This window comes from Devosia soli (assembly GCF_000970455.1).
Classification (GTDB): domain Bacteria; phylum Pseudomonadota; class Alphaproteobacteria; order Rhizobiales; family Devosiaceae; genus Devosia; species Devosia soli.
Genome location: NZ_LAJG01000005.1, coordinates 444,541 through 469,960, shown reverse-complemented (window position 1 = coordinate 469,960; position 25,420 = coordinate 444,541). Strand labels below are relative to the sequence as shown.

Sequence of the window (25,420 nt, the reverse complement as noted above, 5' to 3'; positions counted from 1 at the left end):
GGCATCGATCAAGCTCATTTGCCCGCCCCACGGACAATTTCAGCCGACCAGATCGGGCCACAGCGGCATTTTGATGGCTGCTATCGCGCCGGCGCCCAATCGGGCGGCGCCAGCTCGAACCCGGAAAAACGGAAGCCCGGCGCCACTGTGCATCCCACGAGCGTCCAGCCGCCAAGCGAGCGCGCCGATTGCCAGCCATGCCGCGGCACCACTACCTGCGGCCGCTGCCCTTCGAGAATGTTGGGTCCCAGCACATGCCGGTCCACACTCTCCCCGTCGGAGAGCTCCAGCGCCAGCGGCGCTCCGGCGTAATAATGCCAGACCTCGACCGCATCGACCCGGTGCCAGTGCGATCGATCCCCGGCCTCGAGCAGATAATAGATCGCCGTCGAATGCGCCCGGCCATCGATCCCTTCGTCATCGCCGAAGGTCTCGACATACCACCCGCCCTCGGGGTGGCGCGCCATCCCGAGCGTCGCGATGATCTCTGCCGCTGTCGGCTGGCTCATGCGCGCTCCGCCTCTTCCAGCTCGGCGCTCAGCGCCAGCCACTGCTCTTCGGTCGTCTCCAGGTCGGCGCTGAACCGTGCCTTGTCCTTGCCCAGTGTAATCAGCCGCTCCGGCGCACTATTATAGACCTTGGGGTCGGCCAGCTGCGCATCAATCTTTTCGATTTCCGTCTGCAGCCGGCTGATCTTTGTTTCCGCGTCCTTGATGCGCCCCTTGAGTGGCGCCAGTTCCGCCCGCCGTGCCGCCGCTTCCTGTTTGGAAAGCTTGCGCTCGCCTGTCTTGGCCGCCCCGCCGCCTTTGCCTGTATCCTTGGCTGAAGTGATCGAGCGCTGGTAGCTGTCAAGATCCTCGTCGAGTTCGTGGATCGTGCCCCCCTCGGCGATCCAGAGCCGGTCGCAAGTGGCTTCGATCAGGTGCCGGTCGTGCGAAATAATCAGGACCGCGCCTTCATATTCGTTGAGCGCATGCACGAGCGCATCGCGGCTGTCGATGTCGAGATGGTTGGTCGGCTCGTCGAGGATCATCATCCCCGGGCCGCTGAAGGTGATAAGCCCCATCAGAAGCCGCGCGCGTTCGCCGCCCGAGAGGTTCTTGGCCTTGGTGTCCATGCGGCTGGTCGTCAGCCCCATTTGCGCCAGCCGGCTCCGCCTCTTGGCCTCGTTGTCGAGCGGCATCAGCTCCGCCACATGCTCGAGCGGGGTCCATTCGGGTTTGAGCTTGTCCATCTGGTGCTGGGCGAAATGGGCGATCTCGAGCTTCTTGCCCACGCGCAGATGACCGTCCATCGCGGGAATGTCCCCGGCCAGCAGCTTGGCGAATGTCGATTTGCCATTGCCGTTGACACCGACGAGCGCAATCCGATCCTCAGGGTCGATCCGCATCGTCACATTGCGCAAGATGACTTTGTCGCCATAGCCGGTCGAAACCTTTTCGAGGTTCACCATCGGCGTCGGCAGGTCGACGTTGGGCTGCTGGAAGCGGAATGGCGCCGCATATTCGTCGAACATAGCCTCGGGTGGCCGAAGCTTTTCGATCATCTTGACGCGCGCCTGGGCCTGCTTGGCCTTGGTCGCCTTGGCCTTGAAGCGATCCACGAATTTTTGCAGGTGCGCGATCTGGTCGAGCGTCTTCTCGCGGCTCTTGTTGTTGAGCTCCATCTGCATGCGGCGCGTCGTTTCGAAGGTGTCGTAATTGCCCTTATAGAAGGTCAGCTTCTTGTGCTCGAGGTGCACGATCGAGGTCACTGCCTTGTTGAGGAGGTCCCGGTCGTGGCTGATCATGAAGACGGTATAGGGATAAGTGGCAAGATACTTTTCGAGCCACAACGTGCCTTCGAGATCGAGATAGTTCGTTGGCTCGTCGAGTAGCAACAGATCGGGCTGCGAAAACAATACCGCTGCCAGCGCCACGCGCATGCGCCAGCCGCCCGACAGCTCCCGCGTCGGCGCGTTCTGCCGATCCTGCTCGAACCCGAGCCCCTTCAAAATGGATGAAGCGCGCGCTTCGGCCGTATGCGCCTCGATATCGGCGAGCCGCGTATAGATTTCCCCGATCCGGTCCGGGTCCGTCGCCGTCTCGGCTTCCGCCATCAGCGCCGTGCGCTCCTTGTCGGCCGCCAGCACAACGTCGAGCACGGTTTCTTCCCCGGCCGGGGCTTCCTGTGCCACTGCCCCGATCCGGGCCTTGCGCACCAGTTCCACGGTGCCGGCATCCGCGCCGATATGGCCCTGGATGATGTGGAAAAGCGTCGTCTTGCCCGTCCCGTTCTTGCCGACGAAACCGGCCTTCGACCCCGTTGGCAAAACCAGCGAAGCATCGTCGAAAAGCTCGCGGCCCTGGATGCGATAGGTGAGGTTCGAAATGGTCAGCATGGCGGAAAATATCGTTTCGAGCAGTGTGGCACGCGGGTCGAATTGTCCCTGAAAGAGCAGGGGACCCGCGGCGAAGTGTTGGCTGTTCGATAAAGTTAAGGATCGGTCATGGCAACCGCAAACCAGCCTGGCTGGGCCCCAAGCTGCCAGCAAACAGCCCCGGTTGCGTCCTTCTGTCGCCCGATTTGATGCATCCTTTGGGTTTGGACGCGCATTCCTGCCGCATCCCGAGCCTGAAAGGACGCCCCATGCTAGACGCCCGTATCACCCTCGCCCTCGTTGCCGCCATCGGCATTTCCGCGCCTGCCTTGGCCCAGGATGCGCCCAAGGACGCCGCCGCAGCGCCTGCCGCCACCACTCAGGCCGTCCAGCTCGACGACCTCGATGCAAAGCGCATCAATCCCAACCAAATCACCATCGATTTTGAATATCAGGGTAGTGCCTGCGAACAGGTGAGCCCCGCCGAAGTCGGCGAACTCAACAACGGCACCCTCGCCGTCACCTTCCCAACCATTTCCACAGCCGAAGTCTGCACCATGCAGGTGCAGGAGATCGAGGTCGAACAGACCATCGAGGCCGAGCACATCATTTCCAAGATCGACGTGACGCTCACCGGCCCGGACGGCGAAGTGATCGCCACCGGCTCGACGGATGTCGATCACGACTAACGTGTTTTATCTAGGCTGTGCGAAGAACCAGGCAATCGCCGTCATTGCCCGGCCATCCTCGGACTTGATCCGAGGATGGGGTAATCCATCTCACTACGGTATGACCACCCGGACAAGCCGGGTGGTGACGATCCGTCAGCGTTCGAACGCTTCGACGTCATTCTGTCTGTTTAAAGGGCTATGTTGATGGAGCCGGATTGAGTGACACCTTAGGCCCAAAAAGCTGCCTCAATCCACCCGGACAACCATCTCGACCTCAATCAGCAGCCCAGGTGCGGCGAGCGCACTGACCCCGATCCCCGTCAGGCTCGGTTGCGCCCCCTGCAGAAACTTCCCGATCGCCGCCATGCCGATGCCCATGCTCTCGTCATTGAGCCCCACGACATAGATCCGCATCTGCGCAATATCGTGCGGCGTCGCCTTGAGTTCCGCCAGCGCCGCTGTCAGGTTTTGCGCGACGATCTCGACCTGCTCGGCCAGCGAGCCCGGCGCCGCCCCGCCATCCGCGCGCCATGCCACCTGGCCCGAAACAAAAGCCAGCCGCCCCGGTTCGACCACCGAAATCTGCGAATAGCCGGCTCGTGAAGCGTCCGGCAGGCTGGCGGGATTGATGCGCGTGATCGTCGTGGTCATGGCAAGTCTCCAGTTTTGTTAGGGCTAAGCTTCCACAGCCTAGCGTCTGAACATGTCAGCAGGGGGACGGCCGTTTCGGTCGCCATCCCCGTCTTGCCTCCGTCAAACTCTCCCGCTAAAAGGCGCCACCTTTCCAAGCACAAGCAGGATCTTTTCCGCCATGGCGATTGAACGCACCTTCTCCATCATCAAGCCCGATGCCGTCCGTCGTAACCTCATCGGCAAGATCCTGACCAAGTTCGAAGAAGCCGGTCTTCGCCCGATCGCCCTCAAGAAGATCCACATGACCCGCGCCCAGGCCGAAGGCTTCTACGCGGTTCACAAGGAACGCCCCTTCTTCGGCGAACTCGTCGAGCAGATGATCGCTTCCCCGGTCGTCGTCCAGGTCCTCGAAGGCGAAGGCGCGATCCTCAAGAACCGCGAAATCATGGGCGCAACCAACCCAGCCAACGCTGCTGAAGGCACCATCCGCAAGGAATTCGCCCTCTCCGTCGGCGAAAACTCGGTCCACGGCTCCGACGCCCCGGAAACCGCTGCCCAGGAAATCAAGTACTTCTTCACCGACGAAGAATTGGTCGGTTAAAAGTGCCCTACGTCAATGTCCGCATTCTCGATGACGGTGTCACAGCCGAGCAAAAGGCCGAGGTGATTGCGGGCATTACCGAGATCATGGTCCGCGTGCTCAACAAGAACCCCGAGAGTACCTTTGTCGTCATCGACGAAGTGCCGCTCGACAACTGGGGTTTCAAGGGCAAGCCAGTCTCGGAGCTGCGCAAGCAGCCAAAGGCTTGAAGGCCAAAGCCATGCGGGGCGCCCGTGCCCCTCATGCAGCCGCCGGCCTTGCGCCGCGCGCCTCATGCCGCTAGAGAACCATTATCGAGGCCGCCTCGCGAGGCGGCCTTTTGCATTCCGTGTTTTGCTCCACCACCTCACGGACCGCCCCCCGCGAAAGCGGGAACCCAGAAATTGCCAGCCGTCACGAACGGGAATGTTCCGACTTAGTGGGGAACGACCGCTCTTTGGCTGATTTTGCGAAAGCCAAAGATGTCCCTTCCCGAAACGATTTTTGCCCCGATCGCCGCGACCCTTGCGGCCAAGGGCTATGAGAACCTCACCCCCGTCCAGTCCGCAGTCATCGAAGACGAAGCCGAAGGCCGCGATCTCTTGGTCTCCGCCCAGACCGGCTCGGGCAAGACCGTCGCCTTCGGCATGGCGATCGCGCCGACTCTTCTCGATGGCGCCGAAACCCTGCCGCGCGCCGAACTGCCCCTTGGCCTCGTCATTGCGCCGACGCGCGAACTGGCCCTGCAGGTGCAGCGCGAACTCGAATGGCTCTATGCCCAGATGGGCGCCCGCATCGTCTCCTGCGTCGGCGGCATGGATGCACGCACCGAGCGCCGCGCGCTGCAGCATGGCGCCCATATCGTCGTCGGCACGCCAGGCCGCCTCCGCGACCACATCACCCGCGGCGCCCTCGATATGTCCTCGCTCCGCGCCGTGGTCCTCGACGAAGCCGACGAGATGCTCGATCTTGGCTTCCGCGAAGACCTCGAATTCATCCTCGCCGCCGCTCCCGAAGAACGCCGCACGCTGCTGTTCTCGGCCACGGTCGCCAAGCCTATCGCCAAGCTTGCCGAAACCTTCCAGCGCAATGCGCTGCGCATCACCGCCACCTCGTCCGGCGAGCAGCATGCCGATATCGACTACAAGCTCATGGTCGTGCCCGCCGACGAGCGCGAAAACGCCGTCATCAACACGCTCCTTTGGTACGAAAGCACCAACACCATCGTCTTCGCCTCGACCCGCGAGGCGGTGAAGCACCTTTCGGCCCGCCTCCACAATCGCGGCTTCGACGTCGTCACCCTCTCGGGCGAATTGACCCAGGCCGAGCGCACCAATGCCCTCCAGGCCATGCGCGATGGCCGCGCCCGCATTTGCGTCGCGACTGACGTCGCTGCCCGCGGCATCGACCTGCCCAATCTCGATCTCGTCATTCATGCCGAGCTGCCGATGAACGCCGAAACGCTGCTGCACCGTTCGGGCCGCACCGGCCGGGCAGGGCGCCAGGGTACCTGCGTCATCATCTCGCCGGCCCATCGCAAGCGCGTCGCCCAGTCGATCCTGCGCACCGCAAAAATCGAAGCCGAGTTCACAGCGCCGCCGACCGCCGAGGCCATCGATGCGCGTTATCGCGAGTCAATCCTCACCAATTCCCTTCTCAGTGACCCGATCACCGAAGACGAGCAGGTCAGCGTTAACGGACTGCTAACCAAATGGACCCCGGACGCCCTCGCTGCGGCCTACCTCCGCCTGCAGCTGGCCGCCCGTCCGATCCCCGAGGACGTCTCATCTATCCCCGTTACCGATTTCGACAAGCGCGAGCCGCGCACCCGTGAATCCTTCGCCGGCGGCAGCTGGTTCAAGGTCACTGTCGGTCGCAAGCAGCGCGCCGAGCCGCGCTGGCTCCTGCCGATGATTTGCAAGGCCGGCGGCGTCACCAAGGGTGCCATCGGCTCGATCCGCATCTTCGATACCGAAACGATTTTCGAAGTCGCAGCTGATAAAGTCGATAGCTTCGTCAAGAGCGTGGGCAAGAACGGCACCGGCGAAAAGGGCGTTTATATCTCGGCGGTAGATGGCCCCGGCGAACGCTCGGAACGCCCGCAGTCCAAGCGTGGCCCGCCCGGCCCCCCGGTCGCCTACGATCCCGCCGCGCCGCGCCCCGAAAAGGCCGACCGCAAGCAGCGCTATGGCTCGTCCAACCTGCGTCCCGACGACTTTGCCCCGGCAACCGAAAGCGCCCCAAAGCCGCGAAAGCCCAAGGAAGCCAAACCCTTCGACAAGAACAAGGGCAAGCCAAAATGGTCCAAGCCAACCCTTGAGGGCGACGCGCCGGCTCCCAAGCGCCCCAAGGTCAAAGACCACAAAAAGGTCCGCGCTCAGGACTGATCCTCAAGCCCATCGCCAATCTATCCCCGCCTTCGGGCGGGGAATTATTCTTTGGGTCAAAAAAGTTCAGGCCAGTTGCGCTTCGGTCTTGCCGATCGTCTCGGCAATAGCCGCGATTTCGTCGGCATGCTTTTCCGTCGCCGGCTCTATACTGTCCATCCAGCTACCGAACCGCTTGAGCAGCGGCACGAAGGCGTCAACCTCCGCCTTTTCCCAGCTGGCGAGGAAGTCGCCCATGATCAGATATTTGTAAGCCCGTACTGCATCGACCACGGCCTTGCCCTTCGGCGTCAGTTCGATGATTGTTCGCCGCGCGTCAGCCTGGCTCACCGCCCGCCGCGCAAATCCCTCGTCGACCATATCGCCCACCAGCCGGCTTGCCCGCGATGGATCGATATTGAGCCGGTCGGCCACGGTCGCGACCATCGTTTCGCCCAAAGCTTCGCCCTCGAATTCTGAGGAGGGGCCGTCGATCGCGAACAGCACATCGAGCTGCGCCAGATCAATCCCGATCCGCAAATCCGCCAAGGCCCGGTTGCCTAGCTCGCGTTTCATCGCGCGGCGCCGCCATTTCTGCATCAATGCGTCGATATCCATAACCGCCTCCGCGGTGTCATGGGCAATGCCGGCCCGTAGCAGCAGGGCGTTCAGTTCTGTCTTGGCGCTCAAGGGCATGGCAGCTTCCACAAAATCGCATGCTTCATGCAATTGCATGCTATTGACATGTAATTGCGTGAGGCACATGTATGCCGTCGGAATTCATTTCGCAAGGGCCGGCTCATCCCGGCCCCACTTGTTTTGAGGATTGCCCCAATGTCGGACCCCGTTCAACCGGACGATGCGATGCAAGACCCGTCGACCAAGCTGGTCATCGGTGCCGTCGCTGTCACTCTTCTCTTGGCCTCTCTCGGTCAAACCATTGTTTCAACAGCTCTTCCCTCGATCGTCGGCCAGCTCGGCGGCCTTGATCACCTCACCTGGGTGGTCATCGCATATCTTCTGAGCTCCACCGTCGTTGCTCCCATTTACGGCAAGCTCGGCGACCTTTTCGGCCGCAAGATCGTGCTGCAAGCCGCCATCGTCATCTTCCTCGGCGGCGCCGTGCTCTCGGCCATGGCCACTTCCATGACCTTCCTCATCGCCGCCCGCGCCATTCAGGGTCTCGGCGGTGGCGGTCTCATGGTGGTCGCCATGACCGTCGTCGCCGATATCATTCCCCCGCGTCAGCGCGGCAAGGTCCAGGGCCTCTTCGGCGCCGTCTTCGGTGTAGCCACCGTCGTCGGCCCGCTCCTTGGCGGTTTCATCGTTGAACACCTCTCCTGGCAGTGGATTTTCCTCATCAACCTGCCGGTGGGCATTCTGGCGCTCGCCGTCATCGCCGTGGCCCTTAAGCCGCGGGCCGAACGGGTCAAGCACTCGATCGACTATGCCGGCTTTGTGCTGCTCTCAGGCGGCCTCACTGCCTTCGTGCTCGCCACCTCTCTGGGCGGCAACACCTGGGGCTGGTTCTCGCCGCAGATCATCGGCCTCATCGTAGGCGCCGTCGCCTTTCTCGCCGCCTTCGTCTGGGTGGAAAGCCGCGCCGCCGAGCCTGTCCTCCCGCTCGATCTTTTCCGCAACAACACTTTTGCGGTGACCAGTGCCGTCGGCTTCCTCGTCGGCATGGCCATGTTCGGCTCGATAACCTTCCTGCCCATGTATCTGCAGCTCGCCAAGGGTGTTTCGCCCACGGATTCAGCTCTGCAGCTTGTCCCCATGATGATCGGCCTTATCGGCGCCTCGACCGCCTCGGGCTTCTTCATGACCCGCACCGGCCGCTACAAGATGCTGCCGCTTGTCTCGACCTTCGTGCTTGTCATCGGTCTCCTGGCGCTCGCCAATATGCAGCTCGATACGCCTTCGATTCAGATCGCTGCCTACATGCTGCTCGTTGGCGCCGGCATCGGCCCGGTCAACAGCGTCAGCGTTACCGCGACGCAAAATGCCGTCTCGCGCGACATCGTCGGTGCCGCTACAGCCGGCGTCACGCTCTTCCGCCAGATCGGCGGCTCGATTGGTGTTTCGGTCTTCGGCGCCATCTTTTCGAGTGGCCTTGCCGCCCGTCTCGGCGATGTGATGCCCGAAGGCAGCGGTACGAGCTTCAGCCCCAGCGCCGTCGCGATACTCCCGCCGGAAGTCCGCAGCCGTGTCCTCGAAGCGTTCGCCAGCGCCCTCCATCCGGTATTCTACACCGCCGCCGGCGCTGCCATTCTTGCCTTCGCTCTGGCCTGGCTCCTTGAAGAACGGCCCTTGGCAAATACGCTTCGCCAGGAGCCTGAGGCAGAGATCGACGCTGAAGAAGCCGCAACGGCCTCCATGGTCGGTGCTCCGGCCATGGCTACGCGCTAAACAACTGCGATCGGTCAAAAAACAAATCAATAGAACGGCTTGGCGGGGCATGCGGATTCGTTTCCGCATGCCCTTGATTCATTTTGCGAGGCGCCTGTCGGGAAAGGCGAGGTGGCGCTTTGGCAACACTCTGTCGAGCCTTGCTCGACGCAGCGGCTCCTTGCGGATTTGTGAATGGTCAAATCACGTTATCCCTGTAACCTCTGTCAGTGTTAACCCGCTGGAATTGCGTCACCGGCCTCGCACCCCTGGAGAATCAAGCGTGCCTTTGCGTTGGCAGGAAGTGGCTTTGCCACTGTTCGTGATTACCGTGCTCATAGCCCTCAAATACCTGCCGATGACCGCCCATCTGCCGCTCTCCCGCGCAGCTGGCGTTGTGGCTTTTGGCTATGCTGCCTTTCTCGCGCTTCGTCTCATACAGCCGGAAGATGGCATCATGGTCGAGGGCGGCTGGGCCGAGCTCCGCCCGTCGCTGGTTGAATATTTTGCCTGCTACGGTGCTGCCGCGCTCGCCGCCGTTCTACTCTTTGCCGTCATCTTCATGAGCAGCGCCGCCGACACGACCCAGCTTATTGCTACTTATATCGCCGTCCTTCTCCTCGGCGCCGGCGCCGCTGGCATCGGCATGGTGGGCCTCTTCACCAACACCCGCTGGGACAATCGTCAGGTGACCCACCGCACGGCCATGGGCCGTGAGACCACGCTCGATTGGTCCGAAGTCCGCTCCGTCCGTCCCAACTGGCGCGGTATCACCATCACCGGCACCACCGGCCGCATCACTTTCTCCCAGTTCCATGGTGGCGCCTCTCAGCTTGCCAAGCACGCTGCCACCCGCGCCATCCGCAACGCCGAAACCGCCACCAAGGCCTTCGCCGCCTGAGAGCCACCAACAGGTCCCTCCGCTTGTTGGGGTGCTGTTCAATCTGCACTTCTGAAGTGTGAGGCGTTTTTCGTCATCCTTCGCCTTCTCCTAAACCACCGCGCTTCCCTCGGGCTTGACCCGAGGGCCAGTGTGGGAGCCACAAGAGTGTGGGCCTAGGCGAGTGACCCTCGGGTCAAGCCCGAAGGAAGCCGAGTGTCTGGGTAGAGGCGTGCGAAGTACCCTTGCCATGACAAGCGAGGTGGGCCTCCCATCACGCGCGAAAATCCCGCCCATAACCACAATGCGATTGTCCCGGCGCGCGGCCTCTAATACTTTGGCGCCATGAACGCCCCGATCCCCCAGCGCACCATCCGCTCCGTTTGCCCACATGACTGTCCCTCGGTCTGCGCCCTCGATGTCGATATCCTTCCCGATGGCACGGTCGGCCGCGTCCGTGGCGCCAAGGACGATCCCTACACCGCCGGCGTCATCTGCGAAAAAGTCGCCCGCTATGCCGAGCGCATCCATCACCCCGAGCGTCTGACCCACCCCATGCGCCGCACCGGCCCCAAGGGGGCAGGGCAGTGGCGGCGCATTTCCTGGGATGAAGCCCTCGACGAGATCGCCGCCCGCTTCCTGGAGATCGAAGAAAAGCACGGCCCCGAAGCCATCTGGCCCTACTTCTACGCTGGCACCATGGGCCATGTGCATCGCGACGGCATCGAGCGCCTTCGCGCCGTCCGTGGCTATTCCCACCAATACGACACCATCTGCACCGGCCTTGCCTGGCCCGGCTATATTGCGGGCACCGGCCTTCTCGGGGGCGTCAATCCCGAACAGATGGCCGAGAGCGATTGCGTCGTGATCTGGGGCACCAACGCGGTGCACACTCAGGTCAACGTCATGACCCACGCCATGCGCGCCCGCAAAACCCGTGCGGCAAAAATCTTGGTCGTCGACATTTATCGCAATGCCACCATGGAACAGGCCGATCTCGGCCTCGTCCTTCGCCCCGGCACCGACGGCGCCCTCGCCGTCGCCACCATGCACGTGCTCCTCCGCGATGGCCTCGCCGATCGCGCCTATATGGCCGAATTCACCGATTTCTCGCCCGAGTTCGAGGCCCATCTCGCTACCCGCACCCCCGAATGGGCCGCCGGGATAACCGGCCTCACCGTCGCCGAAATCGAAACCTTTGCCCACCTCATCGGCAAGACGCCTAAAACCTTCTTCCGTCTCGGCTACGGCTTCTCCCGCCAGACCAATGGCGCCACAGCCATGCACGCCGCGCTGTCTCTCCCCGCCATGCTCGGCTCCTGGCAGCATCGCGGCGGTGGCGCGTTCCATTCCAATTCCGGCACGTGGAACCTCGACAAGTCCCGCCTCGAAGGCACGCATCTGCAAAAGGGCACACCGCGCGTCCTCGACATGTCAGAGATCGGCCCGATCCTGACCGGCAATGCCGCTGCGCTGCAAAATGGCGCCCCGGTCCATGCCATGATCGTGCAAAATACCAACCCCGCCTGCGTCGCCCCCGATCAGGCTCTGGTGCGCCAGGGTCTGCTGCGCGACGATCTCTTTCTCGTCGTCCACGAGCAGTTCATGACCGAAACGGCCGAACTGGCCGATATCGTCCTGCCCGCCACCATGTTCCTCGAACACAACGATTATTACACCCGCGGTGGCCATACCCGGATTCTCTATGGCCCCGCAGTTGTCGATGCGCCCGGCGAAGCGCGCTCCAATCACGACGTCATCAACGCCTTGGCCCTCCGTCTTGGCAGTACCGACCCAACCTTTTCGACCACCGACCGCGAAGTGGTCGCCGAAACCTTTGCCCGCTCAGGCCTGCCCACGCTCGAAGAAGTCGAAAAGACCGGCTTCATCGACAAGGAACGCCCGGACGACGTCGCGCGCTTCGCCAAGGGTTTCGGCTGGCCCGATGGCCGCTATCGCTTCGCGCCTGATTGGGACGAAGTCGCCCGCAGGAAAGGCTATCGCTGGGTCTGTGACCCATCGATCATGCCCCGCTTCGCTGACCATTGGGACATCACCGAAAAGACCGACGCCGAGCACCCGTTCAAGCTCGCGACCAGCCCGGCCCGTGCCTTCCTCAACTCGTCCTTCAACCAGACCGCCGGCAGCCTCAAGCGCGAGGGTGAACCCTCCGTCTTCATTCACCCCGAAGACGCCGCCCGTCTTGCGATATCCGATGGCGACGCCGTGACCGTCGGCAATCACCGCGGCCAGGTCCAGCTCACCGCCCGCGTCTTTTCGGGCCTGCCCACCGGCACCCTCATCGCCGAGGGTCTGCATCGCAACAAAGCCCATCGCGGCGGCCAAGGCATCAACATGCTCACCTCAGCCCAACCCGCCCCTCCCTTCGGCGGCGTCCCCTTCCACGACGCAGCGGTCTGGATCAGGAAGTCGGCTCTGACTCAGGCATAAGCCCGCCAGAAAAAATAGCCCGTCATCGCAATGCCATAGATGATCACGCCGACGCGGATCCACTGCGCCGGAATATGCTGCGCCAGCCGCGCCGCGATATAGCCACCGATCGTCACGCCAACCAGCGCGATCGAGCCATGATACCAGTCTATCGTGCCATTAAAGACGAAGCGCACCACCGCCACCAGCGCGATGGTGGACGAGATGAACAGCTTCAGCCCATTCATCGCATGCATGTCGCTCATCCCCGCCAGCGCCAGGAACGCCAGCAGCAGGATACCGAGCCCGGCATTGAAGAACCCGCCATAGACCGAAACCCCGGCGAGCAGCACGAGGATCAGCACCGCCCCCAGCGCCTTCATCCCCGACCGTCCGCCACCGCGCGAACGCAGTGCCCCGTTGATGCGATTGCCGAAGATGAACAGCGCCACGGCAAAAGCCATCAGCCACGGCACGACCAGCGAAAACTGTGCATCCGAAACCACCAGCAGCAGTTCCGCGCCGACAAAGCCGAACACCGCCGCAATGATCCCGTAGATCAGCAGCCTGTCCCTATAAGGCGCCACGGACTTCCAATAGCCTGCTGCGCCGCTGACATAGCCGGGGAGGGCGGCATAGGTATTCGACGCATTGGCGAGCACCGGCGGCACCCCGGCAAAGAGCAGCGCCGGAAAGACAATGAACGATCCCCCGCCGGCCAGCGAATTGACGGCGCCGCCCAGAAGGCCGGCGATGAAAAGCAGAAGTTCGGTCATGACAATTCCGCGAAAGGGAAACATGTGTTCCTAGACCGAACGCAGACATTCGCCCAACGCAATTGTCTGATCCTCGCCATCACGCTCGGTGATCCGCCCATCTTGACTTCCCGATCGGGAGAGCGCATTGACGCCTCCGGTTGCTGGCGCCCGCCGCTCGCGGACACGTGTCCATGGTGAAGTCCAGCCTGAGAAGACCTGACGACCCTTCGGTTCCTCCGAGGCGCATCATGGCAAAGCGGGCACCCATGCACCAGTCGCCTCCCCAAGGAGATGACCCGATGGCTTTTTCCCTCGATACCCCATCCGCCCAGACTTTGAAGTCCGAGGCGAAGAACCTGCGCGAAGAGCGCGCCAGATCCGGCCAACCGATCACCCACAGCGCCGCTCTCGAAGAGACTGCCCGCGCGCATGGCTTTCGCGATTGGAACACCGCGCGCGCCACCTTGCCCGATCGCGTCGCCGTCCCGTTCCAGGTCGGGATGCGCGTCAAAGGCTATTATCTCGAGCAGCCCTTCCGCGGCCTCCTGATCGGTCTTCAGCTCTCAAGCGACATGCAGCACCACAAGGTGACCATTCAGTTCGATGAACCGGTCAATGTCACCCCGCACTTCATGTTCGCCGCCACCCGTCAGCGCGTCACCGCCACCGTCGACATCCACGGCATCTCGCCCGCCCTGCGGGGCAACGGCGCCCCCCAGATGCGCCTGATGCGGGAATAGCAGCCGACCTCCGACCCCTCCGCAGCCGCAGCGCCCCACCTCCCCCTTTGTGGGGGAGGCCGGGAGGGACTGGCGCCACAAACACAGCCCCACCTTGCTCATCATCGTAAAACACCGATATATCTAGCTCATCCAGAAACAGGACGGTGCCTTATGACCACCCAGACCAAGCCGATCGAAGCATTCTCCCTGCCCACGCCAAACGGGCAGAAGGTCCACATCATGCTCGAAGAGCTTTGCGTGCCGTGGAACTATCATCGCATCGATATCGGCAAGGGTGAGCAGTTCACGCCCGAGTTCCTGGCCATTTCTCCTAATAACAAAATCCCGGCCATCGTCGATCCCGAAGGCCCGGGCGGCGAACCGATCTCGATCTTTGAATCCGGCGCGATCCTCAAATATCTCGGCCTGAAATTCGGCCAGTTCTACCCGACGGATACCCGTGCCCAGGTCAAGGTCGATGAATGGCTCTTCTGGCAAGTCGGCGGCTTCGGGCCCATGCTGGGCCAGAACAACCACTTCTCCGTCTATGCGCCCGAAAAGATCCCCTATGCCATCAAGCGCTACAGCGACGAGACCCACCGTCTCTTCGGCGTCCTCAACAAGCAGCTCGAAGGCCAGGACTATATCGCTGGTGATTATTCCATCGCCGATATCGCCTCCATCGGCTGGGCCCAATCCTGGGAACGCTATGGCATCACGCGCGAAGAATTCCCCAACGCGCTCGCCTGGATCGATCGCGTCGGCGCCCGTTCTGCCGTCCAGAGCGGCCTCAACTGGGGCAAGGAAGCCCAGGGCAAGAGCCTTGCCGACGATAAGGAAGCCCAGAAAATCCTCTTCAACCAGCGCGCCCGCTGATCCCCGAACGCGCCGCTCGTCATCCTTGGGCTTTATCCCCTGGTGACGCGCGGTGCACCCCTATTGGGCGGTAGCGTCTTCCGCCGCCCGAGCTTCCAGCTCCGCCTGCGGTACCCGTACCCAATCCTCGCCCCGGCAAATGACATTGTAAAGCACGCAGCCATTGAGCCGCATGGTGTCGGGCCCCGTCAGCTCGACATAGCCCGAATACGTCTTGCCATCCTGCGGATTGTAAATTTCGCCGTCAAAGATGGTCGGCTTGTCGCTCGGCCGCAGGGTCAGGAGCTGCAGGTCCTGCATCGGTCGGCTTCGCAGCGCCGGATCTTCGTTGCGCTGGTCGAAGAAATGATCGGGCGACATTTGCGCCGCCGCCGCCGCTTCTTCTGCGCTAAGACCCTCGCTGGGCACGACGATCTTCGTCAGGAACCCGCAATAGCCCAATTCGCAAACCTCGATCGTCACTTCCGAGAGGAGCTGCGCCCGCCAAACCCCTTCGATGGGCGAGGGCGGAAAAGGAAATTGCGGCGCCTCGACTTGAGCGAGAGCTGCCCCCGCAAAGCCCAGCCAAGCCGCCAAAGCCAGAACGCCATTTGCCGTGCCACGAAGTACCATCGCCGCCGCCTTGAAATTCGAACCGCCAGCGTCGTGATTCGAGCCGATCCGCCGCTGGCACTAGCCTAGCGGCGCTGGGCAGGAACACCAATCGAAACCTAGCCCCGCTGGCATTCGCCGATTTCCCGCCCAATCAGGGAGGCGCGCCAAAAACCGCTTGCCATCCCTGGTCCCTCCCGCTAGACCCGACCCCGTTGGAGAGGTGGCCGAGTGGTCGAAGGCACACCCCTGCTAAGGGTGCAGGTCCGGAAGGGCCTCGAGGGTTCGAATCCCTTCCTCTCCGCCACGTTCCCCCTCATTGTCGGCTCAAGCCACCGAAAGCCGTTGCGGTCGTGGTGCTGGCGCGGGTTTCATGCCGAATTTGCTGACCAGTTCTTTGGCCGCCAACATCAGCGCTTGGCTGTCTGCCGGCGAAAATGCGTGCTCTTCGTAATCGATCAGCGCAAGGACGGCGGGGCAGGTGCCGTCGGGCATCAGGAGCGGTGCCCCGGCATAGAGGTCGATGCCGTTGGTCTGGAGATAGGCGTTGTCGCCGACAAGCGGATTGGGCTGGTCGGAATGGACGATCAGCGGTTTGCGGTGTTCGGCCACCAATAGGGTAAGCTTGGCCGCTTCCTCGTCTTCGAGATGACGTTGGTCGTCCACGAGGTTGATGATGGCGGCAGGAACGTGAAAGCGCTCGGCGACGGCGTCGAGCGCGCGCCCCAGCGCATCGCTGCCGCGTCCGCCACCGGCAAAGGGATTGGCGCTGGTGACATCTTCGGGCGCGCGCTTTGCTGGGGTATCCTGCACAATGATTTCGGCGGCCGCGTCGAGATCGTGGGCGACATGGTCGACATGCAGCGTCTCCGCTGTTTCATTGAGCACGAGATCATTGAGGATGCAGGCAACGATCCGGATGTTCGGTGCCATCCGGCGAACGCGACGCGCCACATAGCGGCATTGGGCTCGCACATCGTCGCCCATGAACACCAGGACCAGCGTCTCGACATTGGTCAGATCGAGCCGGCCGATCGCCTCCTGCCGGATGGCTCCTGGAGGCAAGACATCGACTGCTGCGCCGCTGTCGGTCAGCGCCGTGCCGAGCAGTTGTGCCGCGGCCTCGTCGATTTCGCTCCGCCCCCCGATCAGCAAGACATCGGCCGCGTCCGACCAGCGCGGCATCAGCGTCGTATCGAGCACCGTCTCGAAAGATCGCATTAATTCGCGCCGCTGCGGCACGGCCTCGGGGCCCGTTTGCAGCTCCACATTGGCCATCTGCAATGCCGGCAGCATCAATTCGCCGATGAAATGTGGTTTGCCGAATTCCTCGATATGGTCTTCGCTGATTTCGATGGCGGCTTCACTGTCGCCCTTGAGCATGCGCTGGTAGAGCCGTTCCGCTGGCAACAGCACCGGCTCGCTGCCCAATAGGGTTTCAAGGAACTGGAATTGCGGCAGATGCCGCCCGATGACGACCAGGCAGACAGTCATCGGCGTTGAAAGAATAAGACCAACCGGCCCCCAGAGGGTCGCCCAGAACATGGCCGAAAGCAAAATGGCGAGCGCCGAAACGCCCGTGCTTGATCCATAAAGCCGCGGCTCGATGACGTTGGCAGTGGTAAGATCGAGCAGAAGAAACAGCCCGACCGACTTCAAAAGCATGCCCCAGCCGGGATCGACCGCGAAGGCCAGCGTGAACGGAACCACCGCGATGATGAGCGCGCCGACAAAGGGAATGTAGCGGAAGAGCACGATCAGCATGCCCCAAAGCAGGGCACTCGGTACCCCGATGAGCCAAAGTCCGATCCCGAAAATTGCGCCATAAACGGTGTTGACCATCAATTGGACGATAAGATAGCGCCCCACCCGGCGGCTGGCGTCCGAGATGGCGAGATTGGTCAGCGAATATTTGCCGGCACTCACCAGACGGATGAACCGATCTTGCAGATCGGCGCGGCCCATCAGCAAAAAGATCAGGAAGACCGTCACGATCGCGACGGTCGCGACCGGCCCCAGCACCGAGCCCATGACGGACGTCAGCAGCGTCAGGGGACCCAATTCGTTCGAGATCGTCACCGGAAGGGGAGTGTTTTCTCCATTGGTCGGCCGCTCGGCGCCCATGGAATTGCCGAGATTGGCTATGGTCGAATTGATCTGGTCGAGCCAGGTAAAGCCGCCGAACTGCGTCTGCAAGGCTGTGACTTTGGTCATAACAGTCTGCTGATACCCCGGAAGCTCTGCGGCGAGGCTTGCAATCTGATAGCCGGCGATTCCTGCAAAGCCGGCCAGTACGAAGAAGGCCAGCCCTACGGCGACAATCACTGCCACGGGGTCCGGCAGCCCGAGTTTGCGATTGAGCATCGAAACAACCGGACTGAGCGCAAAGGCCAGGAGAACGGCCAAGGTGAGCGGAACGAGGATGCCTGCGCCCAGATAGAGAAGGGCGGCGATGATGGCAAAGGTCGCCACACTCTCAAAAGTGGAGGGTCGACGGCGGAAAATAGTTTCCACGTTTAGTCTATTGGACATTGTCGACCTCATTTCCGCGAGGAAGGCCTCGCCCTTCAGCAACTCTGACCCGTCATCACGGTTCCGGCATAGAGGCAGAGATCAGCGCAAGTTTGGCAGCACAGCGCCGATCTATCATCGCCGCTCTTTCGTATCTAAGCAAAGCGCGTTCGAGATTGTGAGATCGATATGCCGAGCCCGAAACGAATTTTGCCAAAACCCGGACAGGAGAGCGTGTGGGATTATCCGCGCCCGCCGCGGCTCGAATACGTCGGAAAACGCATCGAGATCGTGTTTGCTGGCCTACGCATCGTCGATGCGCCACACTGCCATCGTGTCCTCGAAACCAGCCATCCGCCGGTCTACTATATTTCACCGGATTTCATAGCGCCCGGTGCCTTGGAGCCAGCTACGGGGAGCAGCGTCTGCGAGTGGAAGGGAAGGGCCGCTTATTTCGACGTCATCGCCAAGAGCAAACGCGCCGACAAAGCCGCCTGGACTTATCCAGAGCCAACCAGCGCTTTTGCCGCCATAGCCAACCATGTCGCCTTCTATGCCGGGCCCATGGATTCCTGCACGATCGATGGTGTAGTCGTAACGCCGCAGCCGGGCGGGTTTTATGGCGGTTGGATCACGCCCGACATTGTGGGGCCCTTCAAGGGCATTGAAGGATCGATGGGTTGGTAGGCGAAGATGCCCAAGCGCGTCGCCAAGAAGGACTTGCCCACCAAGCTTTGCGCCGTCTGCGGGCGGCCATTCACCTGGCGAAAGAAGTGGGCGAAGGATTGGCATGAGGTTCGCTATTGCTCGGACGCCTGCCGCGGTCAACGAGGCACCATCAAGCAGCCGACTTGAGGCAAACCAACCCTACTCGTCTCCATCCTCATAAAGCGGCAAAAGCTCTTCTTCGAAGACGCCGCCAATTGCGTCGAATGCTTCACCAGAGGATTGGAAATCCTCAAGAGTGAGCCGTGGAAACACAAAGTACTTTCCGTCGACCTTGGCTTGCGTTGCGCCAAAAATCACCCGCTTGATGCCGGCAAAGCGCATGGCCGAAAGGCACATTTCGCAAGGCTGCAGCGTCGAGATCATTACGCAGGACGATAGATCCGTCGTGCCGAGCTTTTGCGCAGCTTCTGTCAGCGCCACCATTTCGGCATGCTTTGTTGGGTCCGATTGCAGCCGCACCTCATTTTCGCCCCGGCCGATCTCTTGTCCATCAAGCAGAATGGCCGCTGCAATCCCAGCCTTCCCCGATTCTTTCCTTGCCTGCAGCGCACGATCGACAGCCTGCCGCATGTGTTCGCGTTCCAAATCGGTCAGGTCGGTCATGCGGTACTCCGTTGGGTTGGTTGTGTCGGCATGCGGCCAACGGCATGGCCGGCGCTATGTTCCGGGGAGATCCAGTGTTTCAGGAGCGGCGGCGCGAACGCGCTGCGGCAAGCGCGAGGGAGAGAGGAATGGCCGCGGCGACGAAGCCAAGATTAGGCCGCTTGGCCGGTCGCGCGGCGACGCTTGCAGCCCGGTAACCTTCGATCCACTCAGCACTTTTTCCGGCGAATGGATCGTCTTCGTCCTTGTCATCGATCGATTGTCCCACCGTGTCTGCTACCACCGCGTCGCGGAAGCCCAGTGGCGCATCTTCTCCCGTCGTCGAGTCGCGCCGGGTTTGCCGTTCGGCTTCGGAATTGAGTTCGGCGCCGACGATGACGGCGGTGACGCTGATCCAGATCCAGGTCAAAAGCGCGATCAAGCCGCCAAGCGATCCATAGGTCTTGTCGTAGTTCCCAAAATTTGCCGCGTACCAGGAAAAGAGCAGCGACAGGATGAGGATAATCACCGTGGCAAGCAGAGCGCCAGGCGAAATCCAGCGCCATTTCGCCTGCTGGCGGCTTGGACCAAACCGATAGAGCAGCGCGAGCCCAAGCAACAGCACCGCCGTCAGGAGAGCGTAGGAGCCGATCCGCAGGAGCCATTCAAGGCCAGTCCCCAGCCCCATGAGATTGAGTGCGGCCGGCACCAGCAGGGCTGCGCCCAGCAGAACGATCGCACCGATGATCGACCCGAAGGTGAAGGCTAGTGCGATCGCGTTGAGAGCAAAGAAATTGCGGTCTTCGCGTTCGTCATAGGCAATGTTCATGGCCTCGAACATTGTCTTGACGCCCGAGCTGGCGCTCCAGATCGCCAGGCCCGTCGAGATCACGAGAGCGACCCCAAGTGTGCTCGTCCCGGTTTCGGACAACTTGGTAAGTTGCTCGTTGACGATATCCATCCCCCCTTGCGGGACGATGGATGACAGAAGGTTGAGATGATCCGACACGGTCTGCGCGTCGACGAAAAGACCGTAGATCGAGATGAATGCCGTCAGCATCGGGAATAGCGACAGTAGCAGATAATAGGTCACCGCCGCCGCTATCATCGTCACGCGATCATCGCCGATCTCGCGATAGGCGCGCCAGACGATATCCTTCCAGCCTGCGGGCGGAATATCCTGCGGGCCGTCCGCGTTGCGGCCACGCTTCTTTCCGTCGTTCCGATGTTCTTTGCGCATGTCCACCTCAAGTTTGCGGTGGAACGGCAGGCGGCTAGTCTAGTTGCCAAATCAATCTCGATCGATGCCATGCATCGTCCCGGCCGCCGGTCTCGACGCCTAAGCCTTCACCGATTTCGTGATCGGCGTCACTCGCAACCACGTCGAGACGCCTGCGTTAAGACCTCCGAAATTCAGGCTTGGAGGCTGAAGTGCTATTCTCGAAGAGGGCAGGGCAGATCGCCTGGAACCAGTTTAAAATGCCCGAACAACTGGTGATGCTGGCCATGACGGCCGGACCGCAAAAGGATGTCGAGTGGATCATCCAGCGGGCGCTGTGCTTCCACAATGTCGCTGAGATCACGCCCCGCGGCCTCAAGCTCACCCGCTTCGGCCGCCGCGTGATGGCCGAGCGCCATGGTCTGCCGGTGGTCGTCGGTCGCGAAACGGTCGCAGCTGCGGCCGAGACAGGTCATCTCGGCCGCTCTTTCGAATAGATCAATACTTCACGACAGACCGGATCGACTTGCCTTCGTGCATGAGATCAAACGCGTCGTTGATCTTGTCGAGGCTCATTGTGTGGGTCACGAAGGGCGCGAGGTCGATCTTGCCGCTCATGGCGTCTTCGACCATTCCCGGCAGCTGCGTCCGGCCCTTGACCCCGCCGAACGCCGTGCCCATCCACTTCCGGCCGGTTACCAGCTGGAACGGTCGGGTAGAGATTTCCTGGCCCGCGCCGGCGACGCCGATGATGATCGACTGACCCCAGCCCCGATGCGCGCATTCAAGCGCCGCCCGCATCACGTTCACATTGCCGATGCACTCGAATGAGTGATCAACGCCCCAGCCGGTCATCTCGACGATCACCTGCTGGATCGGCTTATCGTAGTCCTTGGGATTGATGCAATCGGTCGCGCCAAACTCACGCGCGAGGTCAAACTTTCCCGGATTGGTATCGATGGCAATGATCCGCCCGGCCTTGGCCTGGCGCGCGCCTTGAATCACCGCAAGGCCGATGCCGCCGAGCCCGAACACGGCGACCGTATCGCCCGCCTGCACCTTGGCCGTATTGTGCACCGCGCCGATACCGGTGGTCACCCCGCAACCGAGCAGGCACACATGCTCGTGGTTCGCCTCCGGGTTGATCTTGGCGAGCGAAACCTCGGCTACGACCGTATATTCGGAGAACGTCGAGCAACCCATATAGTGGTAGATCGGCTCGCCATTGTAGGAAAAGCGCGTCGTTCCGTCCGGCATCAGCCCCTTGCCCTGCGTCGCGCGCACGGCCACACAAAGGTTGGTCTTGCCCGACTTGCAGAAGAGGCACTCGCCGCATTCGGCCGTATAAAGAGGGATCACGTGATCGCCCGGCTTGACCGAGGTCACGCCTTCGCCAACCTCGATGACGACCCCGGCGCCTTCATGGCCAAGCACCACCGGAAACACCCCTTCCGGATCATCGCCCGAGAGGGTGAAAGCATCGGTGTGGCACACGCCGGTATCGGTGATCCTGATCAGCACTTCACCCTTCTTGGGCGGCGCGACGTCGATCTCGACGATTTCGAGGGGCTTTCCGGGTCCGAAGGCAACTGCGGCACGAGATTTCACGCTGCGTCCTTTCCAAATCTGGTCAATGGGGCGCCGGGATCACCGGCTTACCCTCTTCAGACACGCCTCTGACGCTTGACGCAAGCCCCGCCGCCGTCAATATCCCCCTTCCGGGGAGGACCAGCATGGACGCGGCAAAACCGAAATCCTTTGTCAGCGCACAGATGGTGGCCGAAAGGGCAGGGGTGTCGCGCTCGGCCGTGTCACGCACTTTCACCGATGGCGCCAGCGTCTCCGAACCCACGCGCCGCAAGGTGCTCGAAGCCGCAACCGCCCTCGGCTATCACGTCAACCATCTTGCCCGTGGCCTGCGCGAGCGCAGCAACATCGTCTGCCTCGTCGTCGCCGATATGACGACGCCGATCCGCGCCCGCATGGTCGATATCCTGAGCCGCAAGCTGCAGGCGGCCGATAAGATCATCATGGTGATCAACACCGAGTCGCAGACCGAAAGTGTCGCTGCCGCCCTGCGCCAGACGCTGAATTATCGCGCCGATGCCACCGTCGTCCTGTCCGGCACCCCGCCGGCCTCGCTCATCGAAACCTGCCTTGCCAATGGCCAGCAGGTCGTCCTGATCAATCGCGACGATCGTCTTTCTGGCAGCCATAATCTCGGCGTCGATAACGCCATGGCCGGGCGCGAAGCATTCTTCCTGCTCCATCGCGCCGGCTGCAAGCGCCTCGGCCTCGTCACCTCGACGGCCGGCACCGCAAGCCTACTCGAACGCGAGCGCGTTTTTCTCGAAGTCGCCGCGAAGGCAGGCGTCGAAGTTTCCGTTATCGCCGCAGGACCCACGAGCTACGCCTCCGGCAGTGAAGCTGCCCGGCGCATCTTCGGCCGCTCCCGCGCCCCCGATGGCGTCTTTTGCGTCACCGATCTTCTCGCCATGGGCTTCATGGATACCGCGCGATTCGAGTTCGATCTCCATGTCCCCGAAGACCTCTGCATCGTCGGTTTTGACGATATCGAGGAAGCAGCTTGGCAATCCTATCGCCTGACGACCTTCTCCCAGCCGCTCGATGAAATGGCCGATCACGTCGTCGCCCTGGTTCTTGATCCGGGCATGGCTGGCGCCGAGCGCCGTATTTTCGAGCCGGTGCCCGTCTGGCGCAAAAGCGTAAGGCCATCAGCCGGCTAGAGAGCGTCGCGCAAGTAGAAGCCCTGAGTGCAAAGCGCTGCACACGTGCGCAATGCCTTCTCTGTCATCAAAGCGTTATCGAAGCCTCATAACTAGCGTCGTCGAAAATGTCGCTTATGCACTTGTGTGCAAGCGGCATTCGGTGTTGTCTTGTCCGTGCGGTCGCGCTGACGGCAATACCCGACAAAAGATTGGGATTGTCCTCCGCGTTCTGCCGCAACGAGGAGGGGAGTTCCCAAAAGTTTGCGGATGCGGGCTGGTGCGCATCTGCCTGTCGGCGTCAGCCGGTGCATGGACTCCGTCATCAGCACAGCTAGGGTAGCCCCAGGCCGCCCCCATGGGAGAATAAGATGAAACGCCGCAATTTCCTCATTTCAGCCGCCGCCATTTCGGCTGGCGTCACCCTGATGCCGCGCATGACCTTCGCCGCCGAAGGCGTGATCGACGTCTATTTCACCTCGGACCAGAACGTCATCGACTTCTGGACCAATGTGGTGAAGCCAAAATTCGAAGCCGCCAATTCCGGCATCACACTCAACCTTGTTGACGGTGGCGATGGCCCCGGCGTTGCCGCCATCGGCGACCGCGCCCTTGCCGCCCTCGCGAGCGGCGCCGACCCGCAGGCTGACGTCTTCGAAGGCTACGACACCCGCGTCAACGCCGGCGCCATCGACAAGGGCCTTTTCGTCGATTTCTCGGCCGCAGGCCTTTCCAACTACTCCAAGATCAACCCGCTCGCCAACGACATCCCGACCCGCTTGCCCTACCGCGGTTCGCAGGTGCTCCTTGCCTATGACACGACCAAGCTCGATCCGGCCAATGTGCCCAAGACCTGGGCCGATCTCGTCGCCTGGATCAAGGCCAATCCGGGCCAGTTCATCTACAATCGTCCCAACAAGGGCGGTTCGGGTGGCAATTTCGTCCGCCGCGCCATTTTCGAAGCCAATGGCAACGACCCCAAGAAATTCACCGTCGACAACTTCACCCCTGAATTTGCCGAAGAAGCCCTGACCCCAGCCTGGGCCATGCTCAACGATCTCGCCCCGTCGCTTTTTGAAAGCGGCGCCTATACTTCGGGCAATACACAGTCGCTGCAGCTGCTCGGCCAGTCCGCCGTCACCATGATCCCGGCCTGGTCCGATCAGGCGCTCTCGGCCATCCAGCAGGGCGTGCTTCCGGAAACCACAGGCCTCGTCCAGCTTCAGGATCTCGGCCTGCCCGGCGGCTTCACCTATATCGCCGTGCTTTCGAACGGCGCCAACAAGGACGCCGCTCTCAAGCTCGCCGACTTCCTTCTCACCGAGGAAATCCAGTCCGCCATTCTCACCGAACTCGGCGGCTTCCCCGGCGTTTCCTGGGACTATGTGGCAGCTGACCTTCGCGAACGCTTTGCCGACATCATCCCGGAATCAATCCCGACCTTCCCGGGCGGCAAGTGGGAAACCGCCATCAATGATGGCTGGTACCGCGCCGTTGCACCAAACGTGGACCCTGCCTCGTGACATCGATAGAAGCGGGCGCTCTGGCGCCCGCACCCACGCAACGCAAGAGGCCGATCGGCCTCTTGCTCGTGGCCGTGCCCGTTCTTCTCGTTCTCTGGCTCATCATCTGGCCGATCATTTCGGCGGTGATCCAGACCCTCTGGCTGCCGGCCCCCGATGGCGGGCGCACCCTTTCGGTCTCGAGCTACGAGTTCTTCGTCAGCGATCCCTATAGCCGGGCGAACCTCGCGATCACGCTCTGGACCACCGGCGTCTGCGCCGTGCTGCTCCTCGTGATTTGCCTGCCCATCGCACTTTACCTGCGCTTCTCCAATTCCAAGATCGCCGCCTATGTCCAGGGCCTCGCCATCTTCCCGATGTTCGTGCCCTCGATCATCCTGAGCTTTGCTTTCATCCGCGTGCTCGGTCCGAATGGCACCGTCGATCTTCTGCTCAATTCCGTAGGCCTCCCCAAGATCAAGTCGCCCTACCTCACCCCGTGGGGGCCGGTGATCGGCCTCGTGTGGGACAATATCCCGCTGACCGTCCTCATACTTCTTTCAGGCCTCGGCAACGTGTCGAACCAGGCGATCGAAGCCGCGCGCGATGTCGGCGCCGGGCGCTTCGCCCTCCTCTGGCACATCATCCTGCCGCGCATTTCCAATTCCATCCTCGTCGCCATTTCCTTTGCCGTCCTCGGCATCTTCTCGGCTTTTACCTTACCCTATGTGCTTGGTCCTGCCGCTCCGGAAATGATGGGCCCCTTCATGCAGCGCACGTTCCGCGATCTCTTCGATCCGACCAATGCCATCACCCAGGCGGTGATCACCTTCGGCTTCTGCATCGTCTTCGGGCTCTTTTATGTGCGCTCCGTCGCCAAGAACAGGACGCCCTGAC

General features: G+C 61.9%; 25 protein-coding genes and 1 tRNA gene. 16 read left to right on the top strand and 10 right to left on the bottom strand.

The window, feature by feature from the left end; all coding sequences use genetic code 11:
- Nucleotides 1–80: 80 nt before the first annotated feature.
- Together VW35_RS03065 and VW35_RS03060 are read right to left on the bottom strand one after the other, a co-directional pair.
- Nucleotides 81–509: a cupin domain-containing protein gene (locus VW35_RS03065; RefSeq protein ID WP_046141491.1), complete on the bottom strand. Its 429-nt coding sequence runs from the start codon at nucleotides 507–509 to the stop codon at nucleotides 81–83.
- Nucleotides 506–2,380: an ABC-F family ATP-binding cassette domain-containing protein gene (locus VW35_RS03060; protein WP_046141490.1), complete on the bottom strand. Its 1,875-nt coding sequence runs from the start codon at nucleotides 2,378–2,380 to the stop codon at nucleotides 506–508. Before VW35_RS03060 ends, VW35_RS03065 begins: the two co-directional genes overlap by 4 nt.
- A 248-nt stretch (nucleotides 2,381–2,628) precedes the next feature.
- Here VW35_RS03060 and VW35_RS03055 point away from each other — a divergent pair, with 248 nt between their 5' ends.
- Entirely contained in the window at nucleotides 2,629–3,048 is a 420-nt protein-coding gene (locus tag VW35_RS03055; RefSeq protein WP_046141489.1) for a hypothetical protein, read from the top strand.
- 228 nt (nucleotides 3,049–3,276) lie between these two features.
- Here VW35_RS03055 and VW35_RS03050 read toward each other — a convergent pair whose 3' ends face one another.
- Complete coding sequence (locus tag VW35_RS03050) at nucleotides 3,277–3,681, bottom strand: RidA family protein (protein WP_046141488.1); 405 nt, start codon at nucleotides 3,679–3,681, stop codon at nucleotides 3,277–3,279.
- 160 nt (nucleotides 3,682–3,841) lie between these two features.
- On the opposite strand from VW35_RS03050, the gene ndk reads away from it, so the two are divergent.
- The 3 genes from ndk to VW35_RS03035 all read left to right on the top strand — a co-directional run bounded on the left by ndk (nucleotide 3,842) and on the right by VW35_RS03035 (nucleotide 6,630).
- On the top strand, nucleotides 3,842–4,264 hold the full coding sequence (gene ndk, locus VW35_RS03045) for a nucleoside-diphosphate kinase (protein ID WP_046141487.1): 423 nt from the start codon (nucleotides 3,842–3,844) through the stop codon (nucleotides 4,262–4,264).
- Between the two features lie 2 nt (nucleotides 4,265–4,266).
- A complete protein-coding gene (locus VW35_RS03040) occupies nucleotides 4,267–4,473 on the top strand; it encodes a tautomerase family protein (RefSeq protein ID WP_046141486.1) in 207 nt (68 codons plus the stop codon).
- Between the two features lie 252 nt (nucleotides 4,474–4,725).
- On the top strand, nucleotides 4,726–6,630 hold the full coding sequence (locus tag VW35_RS03035; protein WP_046141485.1) for a DEAD/DEAH box helicase: 1,905 nt from the start codon (nucleotides 4,726–4,728) through the stop codon (nucleotides 6,628–6,630).
- Between the two features lie 66 nt (nucleotides 6,631–6,696).
- On the opposite strand, the gene VW35_RS03030 is transcribed toward VW35_RS03035, so the two are convergent.
- On the bottom strand, nucleotides 6,697–7,305 hold the full coding sequence (locus VW35_RS03030) for a MarR family winged helix-turn-helix transcriptional regulator (RefSeq protein WP_046141712.1): 609 nt from the start codon (nucleotides 7,303–7,305) through the stop codon (nucleotides 6,697–6,699).
- A gap of 138 nt (nucleotides 7,306–7,443) precedes the next feature.
- Between VW35_RS03030 and VW35_RS03025 the strand changes: the two genes are divergently transcribed.
- The 3 genes from VW35_RS03025 to VW35_RS03015 all read left to right on the top strand — a co-directional run bounded on the left by VW35_RS03025 (nucleotide 7,444) and on the right by VW35_RS03015 (nucleotide 12,328).
- Entirely contained in the window at nucleotides 7,444–9,018 is a 1,575-nt protein-coding gene (locus tag VW35_RS03025; RefSeq protein WP_046141484.1) for an MDR family MFS transporter, read from the top strand.
- 262 nt (nucleotides 9,019–9,280) lie between these two features.
- Nucleotides 9,281–9,898, top strand: a complete 618-nt coding sequence (locus tag VW35_RS03020) for a hypothetical protein (RefSeq protein WP_152662452.1) — start codon at nucleotides 9,281–9,283, stop codon at nucleotides 9,896–9,898.
- 324 nt (nucleotides 9,899–10,222) lie between these two features.
- Complete coding sequence (locus VW35_RS03015; protein ID WP_046141482.1) at nucleotides 10,223–12,328, top strand: molybdopterin-containing oxidoreductase family protein; 2,106 nt, start codon at nucleotides 10,223–10,225, stop codon at nucleotides 12,326–12,328.
- Here the strand turns inward: VW35_RS03015 and VW35_RS03010 are convergent.
- Nucleotides 12,319–13,083 (bottom strand): sulfite exporter TauE/SafE family protein, encoded by a 765-nt coding sequence (locus tag VW35_RS03010; RefSeq protein WP_046141711.1) that lies wholly within the window; start codon nucleotides 13,081–13,083, stop codon nucleotides 12,319–12,321. The two genes, VW35_RS03015 and VW35_RS03010, sit on opposite strands and share 10 nt — an antisense overlap.
- 281 nt (nucleotides 13,084–13,364) lie before the next feature.
- On the opposite strand from VW35_RS03010, the gene VW35_RS03005 reads away from it, so the two are divergent.
- Both VW35_RS03005 and VW35_RS03000 read left to right on the top strand, forming a co-directional pair.
- Nucleotides 13,365–13,805: a glyoxalase superfamily protein gene (locus tag VW35_RS03005; protein ID WP_046141481.1), complete on the top strand. Its 441-nt coding sequence runs from the start codon at nucleotides 13,365–13,367 to the stop codon at nucleotides 13,803–13,805.
- Nucleotides 13,806–13,958: 153 nt separating this feature from the next.
- A complete protein-coding gene (locus tag VW35_RS03000) occupies nucleotides 13,959–14,663 on the top strand; it encodes a glutathione S-transferase N-terminal domain-containing protein (RefSeq protein WP_046141480.1) in 705 nt (234 codons plus the stop codon).
- A 60-nt stretch (nucleotides 14,664–14,723) separates the two neighbouring features.
- Here VW35_RS03000 and VW35_RS02995 read toward each other — a convergent pair whose 3' ends face one another.
- The gene (locus VW35_RS02995) at nucleotides 14,724–15,275 is read right to left on the bottom strand and encodes a DUF2147 domain-containing protein (RefSeq protein WP_052951450.1); all 552 of its coding nucleotides are present in this window, start codon (nucleotides 15,273–15,275) and stop codon (nucleotides 14,724–14,726) included.
- 196 nt (nucleotides 15,276–15,471) lie between these two features.
- On the opposite strand from VW35_RS02995, the gene VW35_RS02990 reads away from it, so the two are divergent.
- Nucleotides 15,472–15,561: transfer RNA gene (locus VW35_RS02990), tRNA-Ser, on the top strand.
- A 20-nt stretch (nucleotides 15,562–15,581) separates the two neighbouring features.
- On the opposite strand, the gene VW35_RS20370 is transcribed toward VW35_RS02990, so the two are convergent.
- Entirely contained in the window at nucleotides 15,582–17,786 is a 2,205-nt protein-coding gene (locus tag VW35_RS20370; RefSeq protein WP_161796847.1) for an AI-2E family transporter, read from the bottom strand.
- Between the two features lie 168 nt (nucleotides 17,787–17,954).
- Here VW35_RS20370 and VW35_RS02980 point away from each other — a divergent pair, with 168 nt between their 5' ends.
- A complete protein-coding gene (locus tag VW35_RS02980) occupies nucleotides 17,955–18,452 on the top strand; it encodes a DUF427 domain-containing protein (RefSeq protein ID WP_046141479.1) in 498 nt (165 codons plus the stop codon).
- Between the two features lie 6 nt (nucleotides 18,453–18,458).
- Nucleotides 18,459–18,620, top strand: coding sequence for a DUF2256 domain-containing protein (locus tag VW35_RS20875; protein ID WP_083982358.1), 162 nt, complete (start codon nucleotides 18,459–18,461; stop codon nucleotides 18,618–18,620).
- Nucleotides 18,621–18,632: 12 nt separating this feature from the next.
- Here the strand turns inward: VW35_RS20875 and VW35_RS02975 are convergent, their stop codons facing one another.
- Both VW35_RS02975 and VW35_RS02970 read right to left on the bottom strand, forming a co-directional pair.
- The gene (locus VW35_RS02975) at nucleotides 18,633–19,097 is read right to left on the bottom strand and encodes a nucleoside deaminase (protein ID WP_046141478.1); all 465 of its coding nucleotides are present in this window, start codon (nucleotides 19,095–19,097) and stop codon (nucleotides 18,633–18,635) included.
- Nucleotides 19,098–19,176: 79 nt separating this feature from the next.
- Entirely contained in the window at nucleotides 19,177–20,316 is a 1,140-nt protein-coding gene (locus VW35_RS02970; protein ID WP_083982356.1) for a YihY/virulence factor BrkB family protein, read from the bottom strand.
- A gap of 191 nt (nucleotides 20,317–20,507) precedes the next feature.
- On the opposite strand from VW35_RS02970, the gene VW35_RS02965 reads away from it, so the two are divergent.
- A complete protein-coding gene (locus VW35_RS02965; RefSeq protein ID WP_152662450.1) occupies nucleotides 20,508–20,792 on the top strand; it encodes a hypothetical protein in 285 nt (94 codons plus the stop codon).
- A gap of 1 nt (nucleotide 20,793) precedes the next feature.
- Here the strand turns inward: VW35_RS02965 and VW35_RS02960 are convergent, their stop codons facing one another.
- A complete protein-coding gene (locus tag VW35_RS02960; protein ID WP_046141476.1) occupies nucleotides 20,794–21,903 on the bottom strand; it encodes an S-(hydroxymethyl)glutathione dehydrogenase/class III alcohol dehydrogenase in 1,110 nt (369 codons plus the stop codon).
- Between the two features lie 125 nt (nucleotides 21,904–22,028).
- Between VW35_RS02960 and VW35_RS02955 the strand changes: the two genes are divergently transcribed.
- The 3 genes from VW35_RS02955 to VW35_RS02945 all read left to right on the top strand — a co-directional run bounded on the left by VW35_RS02955 (nucleotide 22,029) and on the right by VW35_RS02945 (nucleotide 25,419).
- A complete protein-coding gene (locus VW35_RS02955; protein WP_046141475.1) occupies nucleotides 22,029–23,042 on the top strand; it encodes a LacI family DNA-binding transcriptional regulator in 1,014 nt (337 codons plus the stop codon).
- A 350-nt stretch (nucleotides 23,043–23,392) separates the two neighbouring features.
- The gene (locus VW35_RS02950) at nucleotides 23,393–24,544 is read left to right on the top strand and encodes an extracellular solute-binding protein (RefSeq protein ID WP_046141474.1); all 1,152 of its coding nucleotides are present in this window, start codon (nucleotides 23,393–23,395) and stop codon (nucleotides 24,542–24,544) included.
- On the top strand, nucleotides 24,541–25,419 hold the full coding sequence (locus VW35_RS02945; protein ID WP_046141473.1) for an ABC transporter permease: 879 nt from the start codon (nucleotides 24,541–24,543) through the stop codon (nucleotides 25,417–25,419). Before VW35_RS02950 ends, VW35_RS02945 begins: the two co-directional genes overlap by 4 nt.
- The last annotated feature ends 1 nt before the right edge of the window (nucleotide 25,420 follow it).